We start from the raw sequence: 14000 nt of genomic DNA, 5'->3' as shown, positions 1-14000 counted from the left end.
CATTGAGTAAATCTCCACAATTTAAGGAGAGCGTACTTTACAAAATCATTTAAACTCTGTCACACAGCCTTGCCGGAAGGACACCCTGTTCCGGAGAAATGCTCTGTATCATAAACATTAAAAGCTCCTTCGCCCGCTGTATTGGCAATAGCTCCTAGCCTTGTTACATGGGAGCGCTGCATAAAATGAGCACCTTCCGGTCCAACTCCTACACCAAGGTAAAACCCTGAAAAACAAGGATTGGCCAATAATAAAGACACAATACCGAGTAATTTTGTTTTCCTTAACATATTATTCCTTAAAAAAAGTTGTTGTTTCCCATAGGGTTATAGTATTTTCCCTTAAATTATCATAACAATTATGGTTTGTTATGGATAGTCATTTTTACAGATCAATTCTTTGTTTAAACTCTTCATTCTCCTCCTTATCAACTGTTGCTTCTCCAAATGTATTCACAAGTGCCAATTGTCTTTGTTGATAAGCGAGTATAAGACCATAAATACTATTGGAGGGGGGCGTGGAAAACATCCCCATTTTAGGTGCTTCAATCAATTCGATCTCATTTTCAGCAAGCTTTGCAAGTACATCAATTTTTGCTTCATTAATAAGTTTTGCTGCCTTTCTTAATAATTCAATTTTAAGCAAAGGTTCTTTTGCACATACTACGGTATCAAACTGTTCTATTTCTTTTTTGATGAGTCCAATAATTTCTTTATTAATTTCTAATGTACTATATAGAGTAGAATAGTTATATTGCGCGTAGAGTAGGCCCGAAACAGTTTTGACTAGTGCGTGCCAGCTTCGATCATGCAGCATCCATAATATGGCATCGTTAGGAAATTCTTTATAACAGTTTTGTAAATGAACTGCTCCGGCCTCCAATGCGCCAATTAATTTTATTTTGAGCGCCTCAATATCATGTTTAAATTGAGGTAACCCTTCATGTACTTTCTCAGTTCGCAGTAAGGCTATGATTTCATTTTCTATTGTTTTTGCCTGTTTATGTAAAGCAATTAAATCGGATTCTTCCGTAATGTGTTGTTTTAGGTCATTCGCTAAGTCAATGTAATTTTGCAGCGGCTTGGTGGCTACTCCTTCGTGATTATAAAGAGCAAAATAGGTCTCACAAATGCTCAAACACACACGATAAGCACCCAGAGCACAAGCAAATTGACGCATAAAAATTTGTGCCATAGGCGTGTAGGGTTTCTCAGGTTTAAAGAGATATAGACCTTCTTGTTCGCGAAACTCCAGCGGCAACCCACTCTGTAATACATGCGTATCAAAAGCTGCTACAAGACTTGGATTACCTGGATTTTTTTTTGCATCGATAATTGCTTGAGCAGTCTCTACTAATTGATGCTCATCGACCAAACATTTTTCCATGACTTCCTGAACCATGTTAAAGCTAAAAACAAGCTCTTCTCCTTGGGCAACTTCAGTGAGCCTTTGTGTTCGTCCTGGATTAAAAAAATAGTCCATTAATAATTTTCTTATGTCAAACATGGCCTTACGGTAGTGCTCCAGACGGGCAAAAATTGGCTGAGTTGCAGCTTTAATTTCTTGCTGGTAGAGCTCCAGTTTTCCTTCCATAAACCTTCTCCTTTTTTAGTCCCTTATTGATGGTTTAATTTCTACAGGTCGTCAGGTTCGGTGTCAAGGTGTTTCATTTTTCCGATAAGACTTTATTATTAAAAGAAATTAATACTTAGCTGAGTGAAAATTTTTTTTTATTTGTTCCTATTTTGGCCCTCGCTTCACATGTACTTCACCATTCAATGATCAAGAGTCAGGCCAACACATAATCCAAAAATCATTCAAAAGTTAACCTACAGTTCCGCCATAAATAAATGATCAAAATTTTTAAACCATGCACACTTATCATCGTCACCTCAATAATCTTTAACAAGATTAATCAAATAAAAACTAAATGATCGTCAATTGCATTGACTGATCAATATTGATCCGCAATAATGGTTTTGCAACTATTGATCAAGTTGATTTTAATTTGATTTTTATGGGAATTTATAGACAAGGAGTGCGCCATGCTAACAAGTTACCACATTAGATTGCTCATAGAAGAATGCCGTGAAATCGGTTGGAGTGGGCTTAATAACGGTATAACTGCTTCAATTCCGCAACTTCAAATTGATATTTTAAAACCGCCGCATGACTTTTTAGGCGTCCAGGGTAATCCGGCGATTTTTGTCAACAAAAATACTTACAAACTATTAGGTCACCTCCATAAAAATTGGGTCATGAACCAAACCATTGCTTTAAAGATAAGCTTTTTTGAACAAAACACAATTGATGTGATTGGTGGGATTATTCATGAGGCAGGGCATGCTTTTAATGTTGCAGCAAAAATCGCAAATACTGAAGCGAATGCCTATATCTATGAAATCGAAGTCATGCGAAAGCTATTAGAAACGAAAAGCCCTCTGTTATTTGGTTGTACTTCCAGCGATATTCAATCGTTTTTTAAGAAGCGTCTTTCCTATTATAATAAAGGGGTTTCTGAGAATGAATATCTTGCGCACTTAGTCGAAACGATAAAGCAAGAATTTAAACTTGACGAAGACCCACCATCGCAAAAGCAAAAGAGTCCAGAAAGCATTTCTATTTTTGTAGCAGGAACTTTGTTTGTCCAGAAGCAATGGAATAAAGAACAGGAAATAACGGTGACAAAAATGAAAAGAAATTTTTCCCTGAATTGAACAATTTAAATAATAAAATTCAAAAGACCAATCGTATTTGTATGCTCAAGATGTACGATACGATTGGCAAAAAGTACATGTATTTCCTACACATTACAAACCGAAATTTTTTGCCTAAAAGAACCTCATGAAAGGAACTGGTGAATTCGTAGTGATTAAGTTATTATTTATTTTCAAGAAGGTATCGCTTTCAAAATATTATAGGAGTTCATTCCTATGCAACGTCTCATTTTATCGTTATCATTGATTTTAATTGGATCTGCAACAGCATATGCTGTGCAAAAATCAGTTGTGTGTCACATGAAAGGGTTAGAAGGTACTATTTCTTTTGCAGTACCCAATAAAATTGGTGATTTACCTGAAGTTGATTTTGATTATCCGGCAACTGCGACCCGATTTAGTATGCGCACAGGAAATTTGCTGCTTGTCGCTATGGACCAAGATGAAAAAGATCGCCCGCGAATTTTTATTTCTGCGCAATTAAACAAAAAAAATCAAACCTATGAGGGCCAATATATGGCAGATTTTGGTGGGAATCAATTGCAACTGGATAATGGTCCAGTTTCCTGCAAGTTAGAATGAAATCGTTTAGGTGTATGGGTGATTGTTTTGTGAGTCAATAGAACGATTTAATTCTTCGATTTCATCAAGAATTTTTAAAAATTTTTCTCCAAATGGGGTAACAAAATACTCAACTCGGGGCGGAATTTCATGAAAAGTTTTCCTGCCAAGAATTCCGAATTCAATATTTTTTCTGAGGCATTGATTCAAAACCTTTGTGGTGAGGCCGTCGATGCTGCGCACCATTTCTCCCGGACGGTTAACTCCCTCTCGCAAAAGAGAATAAATGGTAAGAGACCACTTACAACCGTAAATTGTTTCTACCATTGTTGCTGTTTTTAGAGGTATTTTTTGCTTCAATTTTTTTCTTCAAATAATTCAATAATGTGTACCAATAAGTACCTAGTGTACCATGAAGTACGTACTTTTTTTAGGATTATATAGCGCACATACTCCATGGAACAGATTTTTTATAAACTAAAAGGTGGGGAAGATGCTCGATCAAAATTTGGCGATTATTGTAGGTGGCTCCAGCGGAATGGGGCTGGAAACAGCAAAAAGACTTGCACCAAGTGGTCTGGATCTCTTAATTACAGGAAGGGATGAGCAAAAGCTGAAACATGCTGTTGACGAACTCAAACAAATTGGAGGCAAAATAGAGTATTTAGTTGGTGATCTCTATGATAAAGCGCATGTGTCACAATGTGTTATGAAAATTAAAAATGAAGCACGCAGAATAAAATATCTGGTCAATGCTGCCGGCTATTTTAAACCCATAAGCTTTTTAGACCACACAGAAGTAGATTATGATCAGCAAGTAAATCTTAACAAAGCCTTCTTTTTTATTACTCAGGCTGTTGCAGCAAAGATGAAACAAAATGGAGGGGGTTCAATAGTTAATATTGGATCCATGTGGGCAAATCAAGCGGTCAAGGCCACTCCTTCCTCAGCTTATTCCATGCAAAAAGCGGGACTTCATTCGTTGACTCAGCATTTAGCTATGGAACTTGCGGAGCACAACATAAGAGTGAATGCTGTAGCGCCTGCAGTAGTAGTAACCCCCATCTACAAGTCATTTATAGCCGAAGATAAAATTGAAACATCACTGCAGGATTTTAATGCGTTTCATCCCATTGGCAGGATAGGTAGAACAACGGATGTCACGAATGCGATTGAATTTCTTTTGTCAGACAAAGCAAGCTGGATCACTGGCGAGATCATCAATGTTGATGGAGGGGTGATGGCAGGAAGAAATTAAATGTGTTCGTGGGGTTGTCCCTGAGAGATCCCCACAAAATTGAACTATAGGATGTTCATTTACAATGGATACCTACCTTACACTAATGCTAGCAAAAGCATTGTAGCTTGGGTGCAGCGCAGCGAAACCCGGGTTCCGCTGCACTGCACCCAGGCTACTAATATGTGAAGGCAGGGATCCATCTATCTGAATGAGTACGTTTTAAAAAATTGCAGCATTTCGTAAAAGACATACGGACCGGCATCCCGATGATCCAGTGTGTCGCTGACTGATTGAATAAAGACGGCACTACTGTATTTTGTAAATTGTTGATAAGCAATTTCAGCCCCATGGTAGGGAACATCTCTATCCCCTTTTGTACCAACAAGCAATAACGGAGCTGTTGGAGAAAAATCATAATGATTGAAATAGTTCTTCAAGTTCTCTGCGTTGCCCTCTGTATGATTTAAGATGGCCTCAAAAAATTCCGGTTGAAAAATTAATGCAGGATTTTGAGGGAGCGCATCAAGTATTTCTTTGGTGGAATGGAACCCATCAAACAATTTTGGAATGAGGGTAGTGTAAGGGCTGACAAAGATTTGATTTAAGTCAGTCCAATAATTTTTATAGGTTTGCAGTGAATAGAAAAAATACGCCAAATACGCAGTAGCTCTTGGTCCCGGATCCAGCATAATAAATTTCATCGTTTCATCCCAGTCATAAGGCGCAGAACCTAGCGCAACTGCAGTAACCGGTATGTGTGGATACTTTTGGGCAAGTAGCTCAAACATCACCAAGGAGGAGAATCCTCCTTCTGAATAACCGCCAATATATAGTTGGTCATTGAGCTGGATTTTTATTATGGCGGCAAGCTCTTTGGCAGCCAAAAGCATATTCACACTGCTGCTGGCGAGTGTTTCATATTGTACATAAGGATGCAGAGGTAATTCATTATCCCCTAAGCCAAGATAATCAGGCATCACTGTCAGATAACCACCATGATTGGCAAACAAAGCGGGATACACATAATCGCCTTCTTTCATCCTGGAGGGAGCATCCTCATGTTTGAAGCGAGTACCATGCTGATAACTGACGATTCCTATCTTATTTGTTACATGAGGTACAGCTACGAGTCCCGAAGCAATAGTCATCTGACCATCGGGCGCTGGCGTTTTATAATTGATTTTATAAAGAGTCACATCATAATTTGCTTCGAGCACATCAAGCGGTGGCATTTTTTTTAACGCCTTCTTTGCTACCTCTTTAGAAAATGTTCCCAGATAATTGTAATTAACTAGAATTTCCTTGTCATTTTCTAGTGATTGGCCATAGGAAGTGATACTTAAAAAGAAATATAAAAAGAAGAAGATTATTTTTTTAGAAGTGACCATAGTGATTTAGTTCCAAGTAAGTTTTTTTTAAGATACAAAAGATGAGTAAATCGACAAAATTTTATATCTCAGATTTAACTATAATTTCAGGGATAATCTATATGATATTACGTTATTTTCATAAGGCAATTAACCTGTCCTCACTTTTCTAGTAATTGAGTATTTTCATTTCCGACAGAACCCATTAGAGTGTTGGAAATTATCTGCGGGAACTTCATTGGGTGCCCTTGACCCTTCGACATGATTTTTAAAAGGAATTTATTATGACCACAGCATTGGTATCTGGATTTGCTCGTTCATTTATATCCGGTCAGTCCATTGCGGATGCAACGATTACGGTACTTGAAAATGATCAGTTAAAATTTAAGACGGATTCTTCCGGGAAATTTGGACCATTTGAGTGGCCAGTTGGGGAGCCTATTACTTTGGTTTTTGAAAAACCAGGATCTTTTTGGACTGGGTATAAGACGATACAAACAGCGACCCTGATTGTTCCACCCGAGGGAATAAATAATGAGAATTTCCTAAAAAATATTTCATTCCAAGTCCCTTCAAATATGGCGTATAAATTTCTTTCGTTTGCAATGGGCGAAACTGAAGATCCTCAAGCCTGCCAGATTGCGGCAACGGTTACGCCACCTAATACCACTATGGATGATATCCCTCAAGGTGTCGAGGGCGTTACGGTGTCGTTGTCGCCTAAAGTAGATGTAAAAACGTTTTATTTTGGTATTGTTCCAATTATTCACAAAACCAATCCTTTTATCAAAACATTAAAAGCGACTTCTTTGGATGGCGGAGTTGCTTTTCTCAACGTCCCACCCGGTGATTACACCATGAAGGCTGAAAAGGGCAACATTCCATTTTCCGAAGTAAAAATTAAAGCACGTAAAGGAATGATCGTGAATGCTAGCCCTCCACAGGGACCTACCATGCTCGAAGAACCTAAAACAAATAAACTAGAAAAAAAAACAAATCAATTTAGTTTTTTTAAACCTGCAGTGGCACTCAGCATTGCCACTGTAGGAGTCCTTGCTGCAACTGCATTAAGTCACTCGAGTTTTGATCATTAAATAAACAAAATATTCTATAATTGTAATAACTCGCTACTTTCCGGTTTTTGAAAAATGAAAGCAAAAGTTGATACGACACCCAGCAAACATGGACAACTGATTTTATTAATGCAAGCCTTAGGTTACACCGCGAGTGAAGAGGGAGTTTGCAATGGTTATGCATATATGGGGATGCAGGCCGTTTTGCTAAATGAATTAGACGTTTTTAAACGAAGAATCAATTTCTTATTAGATATCCCACTTGATGATTTTGAAAAGGCAGCGATTCAATTAGCCAGTCCCCCTGCTGGGGAAAAGGAAACCAAAGAGGCACTAAAGAAGATACTGGAAGATTATTTAAAAGCGAATAACCTCTTGGTAGATACACTTGCTTTTTTTGATGGTATCGAACTGACACAGCAACGCCATCTTTATCCACATTTATTTGGCAGTAATGAAGCGCTTGAGCAAGGCAGCTTCATCAAATTAACCCTTCCTCAAAAAATCGAAGATGAAGGAGGGATTATTGCACTGCCGCCAGTTTTGTCTGGAATTTATCGACAAAAAGAAATGGTGTCAGAATATTTAACGCTTTTGAGAAAAAAGATTAATGCGCTTATTCCCAAGCCAACTGAGCCTATGGGCTTAGCTATAACTGGGCATGGGCAACGTCATGCGATTACTATTTCCTTTGATCCGCAACAAGATAAGTGGGTTCTTATTGATGCAAATACGCCACCAGCTCAGGAATATTCAGAAGATGATGCCATGGCCCAAGCTTTATTGGTAGAGGGGGCTTGTTCTACAAATGGAACTGCGGCAATTAACACGCACGTTTTTTTGATGTCGGGAAATGAACCATTGCAACACGCACTCACTGAATGGATGCAGGAAGTGCAGAAATTATCTGAACAGGATATGCGAACAAAAACCAAATGGGAGGATTCGCGAGGAGGAACTTTGTTGAATGCGGTTATTCGTGGCAATAATTCCGAGCTTATTCCGCGCTTGATATCTCAGGGGGCAGATGTCAATAAGCCAACTGCGGATAAGTTTACACCTTTGCTTATTGCTATTATAAATAACGATAAGGAGTCAGTTCAGGAATTACTTAAATGTGGAGCGGCAGTTGATACCGTTTATAATTTTGTGAGTACTCCCCTGCGTGTGGCAATAGCAAAAAAGAACTTTGATATAGTTGAAATGTTGTTAAAAAACGGTGCTGATCCAAATTTTCGACCTCAAGTATTTTCTCAAGTTGTTACCCAAACTGCCTTTGAAGATGCAATAGAACTCAATGATTACAACTTGGTAGAATTAATGCTGGCGCATGGGGCGAAGTTTGCCAAGCCCTTATCCGGAAAAAATCTAATTATGGATCCAGCAGTAAAAAATGACTGGATTGATAGCATTAGAGCGATGCTTGATCATGGTTTAAATCCCAATGGCATGTTTTCAGAAGACAATAATCCCCTTCTTTTAGCCGTCCAGAATAATAGGCTTGAGGTTGCACGGTTATTGCTTGCATACGGTGCTAATCCTGAACAAGAAGATGAATTTCAAGAGCAATCTGCACACGAATTTGCTGAAAAAAATAATTTAAAAGAGTTTTTGGATCTTTTCGATAATCCTCCTCCCCGAAAAGAAATAACTCATGAACCGACTACTGAGAAAGAGGCTGCTTCACCAGATAATGATCATGCAATAAATGATTTTATTAACGATCTGAAAAAATATTGTGAGACACGTCGAGCAGAATGGGGGCTGCCAAAATGGATGCATGTTAATGAAAAGTCAGCTCAATATAAAACGAACCTCATTACCTTAAAATTTGGATTCAGTGTTGAAGATAAAATAAAGGCTGCAGAAAAATTAATTGCTGCATTAGAAAATAAAAAAGCAAGGGAACGACTCACCGATTTTGATATCGCTGCACTCCTTAATTCCCGATTATATTCAACCGTAGTAAAAAAACATGAAGGCTTGTTTGATCAAATTGAAGAGGTTAAAACATATAAAAATAAGGCTCAGCAATTAGGGAATACGCCGGAGAATCCTGCTGCTTAATAAATGAAATTTCTCTATGAATCAAGGAACGAATGAAAATGACTACAGCAATAGAAAAGACAGTGAGGAGGGTTTTTGATGAGATGTGGAATCAGCAAAATGCTGCTTTAGCAGATGAGCTTTTTTCAGCAAAGACGGTGATTCATTTTAGCTATGATCAAGCAGCAAATTTACAGGATTTCAAAGAAGCCTTACTGCAATGGTATCGCGCTTTCCCAGATCTAATACACTCTATTGATGATCTGATGGTTAGTGGTGATAAAGTGGTGACACGCTGGCATGGACATGGCACCCATCGTAATGAATTTTCAGGAATTCCTGCAACGGGTATCTCTGTATTTTATAGTGGCATTACTATTTTCCGCTTGGATCATAATCAGCAAATTGCGGAAGCTTGGGTATACAGTGATTTAAATGACATGATCACCAAAATGCAACAAAGTCAAAAGTAATAGGCATGATTATGGAAAAAGAGAAAGCAAAGCGTTATGAGAAAGCAAAAAAATTTCTTCCGCAAAACGTTGCTGGTTTGCTAAAAAACGTTCAACCTTCAATTGCGTGGTCACCCGATGAAAAGCGGATTTGTTATCGACATGACACAATTCAAGGCTATGAATATCTTATTTTTAATCTGCAAAATAAGAAGAAGGAATCTGCTTTTGATCACTCATTGCTGGCACGCAAAGTTGCAGAAAAATTAAATCGGGAAGTTATCGCTTCTGCTTTGCCAATCAATAAAATTGATTTTGTTGACGAACACATTTTGCAACTCCATATGGAGCAATTTATTTTTCAATATGATCGGACAACCCAGGTGCTCTCGCTTGTTCCGGAGATAAAAAAACCTGCGGCGATGTCTCGATGTCCCACGATCATGGAGCTTTGGGGCCTTTTACCCATTTCCATTGCGCCAAGAATTCGCTCACTGGATCAGTGTTGGGATATATACAGTAAGGAGCATAACTTATTTCTTTTTTCATTTGACGAAAATAAAGAGTATCAACTTACTACTGATGGTACCGCAACGAATGCATACGCTGTTTCTCCTGATACTAATTTAACCTCATTAACGCTGCAGCGGATGCAGACGGTATTACCACCGATGGCAATTTGGTCCCCCGATTCACAAAAAATTGTTACCTTTCAGTGCAATCAACAGCATGTGAAAAAATTATCGCTGCTGCAACATGTCCCGGAGGACGGTTCATTTCGTCCTAAAGTTTACGAGGCCCATATTCCTTTTGTAGGTGATGATGCGATCCCAGAAATCAGATTATGTCTGATTGACGTCGCAGAAAAGAAACTGAGTAAAATCGATATGCCCCCTTTGATGCCCGCATTAGTCGGATCTCCCATTGAAGCAGGCTATATTTGGTGGAGTGCAGACAGTAAAAAAATCTTTTTTTTAAAAGAAGAGCGTGGTAACCATCAACTCTCTTTATGTGAGTTGGATGTCGCGACAGCACAACATCGAATCATTCTCACTGAGAAGTCTTCGGGGTATGTTGAACCCAGTCAATTAATTTTATGGCAAAATTACACGCACATACTTGCAGAGACACATGAGTTTATTTGGTTATCGAATCATAACGGTTGGGCTCATCTTTATTTATATGATTTACAAACTGGACAATTAAAAAATCCAATCACCCAAGGTTCCTGGATGGTTCGCAAAGTAGTTCATGTTGATGCGAAAGACCGGTGGGTTTACTTTTTAGGGAATGGCAAAGAAGCACATGTTGATCCCTACTTTCGTTATTTATATCGTGCGCGCTTGGATGGGAGTGACGTGCAATTGCTGACACCAGAAACAGCAGATCACACCATTGTTTTCTCGCCATCTGGGGACTATTTTATTGATTATTGTTCTTCCATGGATTCCATTCCAGTCACCAAAATATATGATAAAAAGGGGAGCGAAATTGATCTATTGGAAGAAGCAGATTTTTCTCTGCTCCATGCTTTGGGATATAAACAACCGAACTCTTTTTGTCTCAAAGGTGCTGATGGAGAAACAGATATTTATGGTGTCATGTATTTTCCTACAGATTTTGATCCAAAGAAAAAATATCCAATAATTGATGACATTTATCCAGGTCCACAATTGACACGTGTGCCTAAAACCTATTGTTATGATCCTCCTGAATATTTCTACGGTTGCTGGTGGCCGCAAAGTTTGGCTGAATTAGGTTTCATCGTCATTAACATGGACGGACGCGGCACCCCTTTACGCTCTAAAAAGTTTCATGAATATTCCTACCAGCATTTAGAAACTGCTGGCGGATTAGAAGATCATGTTGCGGTGATTAAAAGCCTTGCAGAGCAGTACTCTTATATGGATATAAAGCGAGTCGGTATTATCGGGCAGTCGGCGGGCGGGTATGCCGCAACGCGAGCTTTGTTGGACTATTCCGACTTTTATCAAGTAGGTGTCTGTGTTTCTGGACTACAAGATCTCCGAAGCTATTTGGCATTTTGGGGCGAACGGTATCATGGTTTAGCAAACGATGTAGATTATACCCTGCAATCGAATTATCCCTTGGCGGCTCAACTTAAGGGAAAGCTATTTCTAATTCATGGTGATTTAGATGATAACGTCCATCCATCCAATATGTTGCAATTGGTTGATGCCTTGATTAAGGCAGATAAAAACTTTGACATGTTATTAGTTCCGAATGAAAACCATTCTCTGTATTTTATGAATGCATATGTTTGGCGTAGAATTTGGGATTATTTTGTTGATCATTTAAAAAAGTAACCGCAATATAAATTTCCAAGGTTTTGTTCAATAAAAGGGCAATAATTCCTTGAAGAAAGAATAACCCACTGCCATAATAAATTGAAACACTCTCAGTATTTCAATGAAAGGACTCCTTATGGCAACTGTAGGTACTTATCTTGCACAACGTCTCCAAGAATTAGGAATGAATGATTACTTCGCAATTCCTGGGGACTATAATCTGGGCTTATTGGACGAGTTATTAAAAAATACATCACTCAAAATGATCAATTGCTGTAATGAGCTGAATGCGGGTTATGCAGCAGATGGTTACGCGCGAATAAAAGGCGTTTCTGCCTTGGTTGTCACCTTTAGTGTTGGTGGCTTAAGTGCAGTTAATGCGGTTGCCGGGGCTTATGCTGAGAATTTGCCTGTAATCGTCATTTCAGGTGGCCCTAATACAAACTCCGTACAGGATGCAGAAATTCTCCATCATACTCTGGCAACGGAAAATTACAGCTATGTTCGCGAAATATTTGCGAAAATTACAGCGCATAGTGTGTTTATTCATAGGCCAAGTGATGCGCCCATGCAAATTGATACTGCTATAGCAATTGCATTGGAAAAGAAAAAACCTGTTTATATTGAAATTGCATGCAATATTGCGGGGTTAACTGTTTCTCCTCCCACACAACGGGCGCTTAATGTCAAACGCTTGAGCGACACCTCTTCTCTTACTGCAGCAATCGAGGATGCAGCAGAGAAGCTCAACTCTGCTGTTAAACCCGTGCTGATTGCAGGCAGTAAATCCCGCTCCTGCGAAGCAACTGCCATGATCGAAACTTTAAGTAAATCCTGTGGCTATGCCTTAGCAGCAATGCCTGATGCTAAGGGATTTGTTTCAGAACAACATCCTAATTACATGGGTATTTATTGGGGGCCAGTCAGTTCTCCGGGATGTGGAGAAATTGTAGAATCAAGTGACCTGTATTTCTTTATAGGGCCTAATTTTAACGATTATACGACGGTTGGACATGTGTGTAATATTCAACCTAAAAAACTTATTATCATTGCAGATGGGAGTGTTTCTATCGCCGGTAAAGTATATACCGAAGTGTACATGAATGAGTTTTTGCGAGGATTAAAGGACAAATTAAAATTTAATGATGCCTCAGTCAAAGCGTATAAACGAATCGCAGGTTCTGCACCTTTATATAACGAACCGGATGATCTGAATTCGCCCCTTACCACCCGATTTTTATTTGGACAAATTCAAAAGCTTTTAAGCAGTGATTATGGGGTTTTGGCTGAAACTGGTGACTCATGGTTTAATGGTATGCGGCTTAATTTGCCTGAAAATTGCCCCTTTGAAATTCAAATGCAATATGGATCAATTGGGTGGTCTGTAGGAGCGCTTCTGGGTATGCAAGCAGCGCTTCACAATAAAAAGCGGGTTATTGCTTTGATTGGCGATGGTTCTTTTCAAATGAGTGCCCAGGAGCTTTCTACACTCGTTCGTTATGGATTTAAGCCCATCATTTTTTTAATGAATAATGCTTCTTATACGATCGAGGTGCAGATTCATGACGGTCCCTATAATGTGATTAATAATTGGCGTTATGCTGATTTAGTCGATGTTTTTAATGGAGAACAAGCGAATGCTCGGGCGTTTAGAGCCCCTACGCATCAAGCACTTCTCGATGCAATTAAAGAAGCCAAAAAAACAGATGCCTTATGCTTTATTGAGGTGATTTTGGATAAAGATGATTGCAATAAAAATCTGTTGGAGTGGGGGGCTCGGGTCGCATCATACAATGGTCGAGCTCCAAGAGCGAATTAGTTGTGGTGGTGTAGTTTTTTATAAGCAATAAAGCAGGCTTGCTCCAGTCTGCTCTATTCGTTTCCCAGCTTCTATGTACGGGCAGTAAAAGCGTAAAATTATATGCAAAAATATGTTATTTCCGGAAAAATAATCCATCTTACATGAAAGAACTATACTTATACTTACAGCTATTGGTAAAAAAGGACTTATATGAAAATCTATCAGAATCCTCAACCACATGCAGTGGAGCGTGTGAGTAAAATTAAAAATCAAAAGAAACCCAGTAATTTGGCAGGTGCTAAGCATGACAAAAAAGTAGATGAACATGACATAGAAAAAACCGATAAAGAGATTTTTGAAACCAAGTCCGAAGAGCAAGCTTGGAGAGAGACTCTTGAAAAAGATAAACCGCACTAACTACTGGGTTTCGAGAT

Annotated in this window: 13 protein-coding genes; 9 read left to right on the top strand and 4 right to left on the bottom strand. The window is 38.8% G+C overall.

The genetic code is table 11. The annotated features are described in order from the left end of the window. Nucleotides 1-59 precede the first annotated feature (59 nt). Nucleotides 60-290 carry a hypothetical protein gene (locus Lani_RS02505; RefSeq protein ID WP_058388382.1) on the bottom strand — a complete coding sequence of 77 codons (231 nt, stop codon included), beginning with the start codon at nt 288-290 and terminating at the stop codon, nt 60-62. A 94-nt stretch (nt 291-384) separates the two neighbouring features. Then, nucleotides 385-1593 carry a hypothetical protein gene (locus Lani_RS02500; protein ID WP_019235252.1) on the bottom strand — a complete coding sequence of 403 codons (1209 nt, stop codon included), beginning with the start codon at nt 1591-1593 and terminating at the stop codon, nt 385-387. A 452-nt stretch (nt 1594-2045) separates the two neighbouring features. On the opposite strand from Lani_RS02500, the gene Lani_RS02495 reads away from it, so the two are divergent. Both Lani_RS02495 and Lani_RS02490 read left to right on the top strand, forming a co-directional pair. Continuing rightward, a complete protein-coding gene (locus Lani_RS02495; RefSeq protein WP_019235251.1) occupies nt 2046-2717 on the top strand; it encodes a hypothetical protein in 672 nt (223 codons plus the stop codon). 216 nt (nt 2718-2933) lie between these two features. Then, nucleotides 2934-3299, top strand: a complete 366-nt coding sequence (locus tag Lani_RS02490) for a hypothetical protein (RefSeq protein ID WP_019235250.1) — start codon at nt 2934-2936, stop codon at nt 3297-3299. A gap of 6 nt (nt 3300-3305) precedes the next feature. Here the strand turns inward: Lani_RS02490 and Lani_RS02485 are convergent, their stop codons facing one another. Further along, nucleotides 3306-3638, bottom strand: coding sequence for a winged helix-turn-helix transcriptional regulator (locus tag Lani_RS02485; protein ID WP_019235249.1), 333 nt, complete (start codon nt 3636-3638; stop codon nt 3306-3308). 133 nt (nt 3639-3771) lie between these two features. Here Lani_RS02485 and Lani_RS02480 point away from each other — a divergent pair, with 133 nt between their 5' ends. Next, nucleotides 3772-4536 carry an SDR family NAD(P)-dependent oxidoreductase gene (locus Lani_RS02480; protein WP_019235248.1) on the top strand — a complete coding sequence of 255 codons (765 nt, stop codon included), beginning with the start codon at nt 3772-3774 and terminating at the stop codon, nt 4534-4536. Nucleotides 4537-4718: 182 nt separating this feature from the next. Here the strand turns inward: Lani_RS02480 and Lani_RS02475 are convergent, their stop codons facing one another. Next, complete coding sequence (locus tag Lani_RS02475; protein ID WP_019235247.1) at nt 4719-5906, bottom strand: alpha/beta hydrolase family protein; 1188 nt, start codon at nt 5904-5906, stop codon at nt 4719-4721. 263 nt (nt 5907-6169) lie between these two features. Here Lani_RS02475 and Lani_RS02470 point away from each other — a divergent pair, with 263 nt between their 5' ends. The 6 genes from Lani_RS02470 to Lani_RS02445 all read left to right on the top strand — a co-directional run bounded on the left by Lani_RS02470 (nt 6170) and on the right by Lani_RS02445 (nt 13983). Next, nucleotides 6170-6979 (top strand): hypothetical protein, encoded by an 810-nt coding sequence (locus Lani_RS02470; RefSeq protein WP_058388381.1) that lies wholly within the window; start codon nt 6170-6172, stop codon nt 6977-6979. A gap of 54 nt (nt 6980-7033) precedes the next feature. Next, nucleotides 7034-9025 carry an ankyrin repeat domain-containing protein gene (locus Lani_RS02465; RefSeq protein ID WP_019235245.1) on the top strand — a complete coding sequence of 664 codons (1992 nt, stop codon included), beginning with the start codon at nt 7034-7036 and terminating at the stop codon, nt 9023-9025. 38 nt (nt 9026-9063) lie between these two features. Continuing rightward, a complete protein-coding gene (locus tag Lani_RS02460) occupies nt 9064-9477 on the top strand; it encodes an ester cyclase (protein WP_019235244.1) in 414 nt (137 codons plus the stop codon). Nucleotides 9478-9488: 11 nt separating this feature from the next. Then, nucleotides 9489-11783, top strand: a complete 2295-nt coding sequence (locus tag Lani_RS02455) for a S9 family peptidase (RefSeq protein ID WP_019235243.1) — start codon at nt 9489-9491, stop codon at nt 11781-11783. Nucleotides 11784-11901: 118 nt separating this feature from the next. After that, nucleotides 11902-13584, top strand: coding sequence for a thiamine pyrophosphate-binding protein (locus tag Lani_RS02450; protein ID WP_019235242.1), 1683 nt, complete (start codon nt 11902-11904; stop codon nt 13582-13584). Nucleotides 13585-13776: 192 nt separating this feature from the next. Beyond that, entirely contained in the window at nt 13777-13983 is a 207-nt protein-coding gene (locus Lani_RS02445; RefSeq protein WP_019235241.1) for a hypothetical protein, read from the top strand. The last annotated feature ends 17 nt before the right edge of the window (nt 13984-14000 follow it).

Source organism: Legionella anisa (genome assembly GCF_001467525.1).
Taxonomy (GTDB): domain Bacteria; phylum Pseudomonadota; class Gammaproteobacteria; order Legionellales; family Legionellaceae; genus Legionella; species Legionella anisa.
Note: the sequence above shows the minus strand (reverse complement) of the source record. Positions and strands in the feature narration are given on the sequence as shown.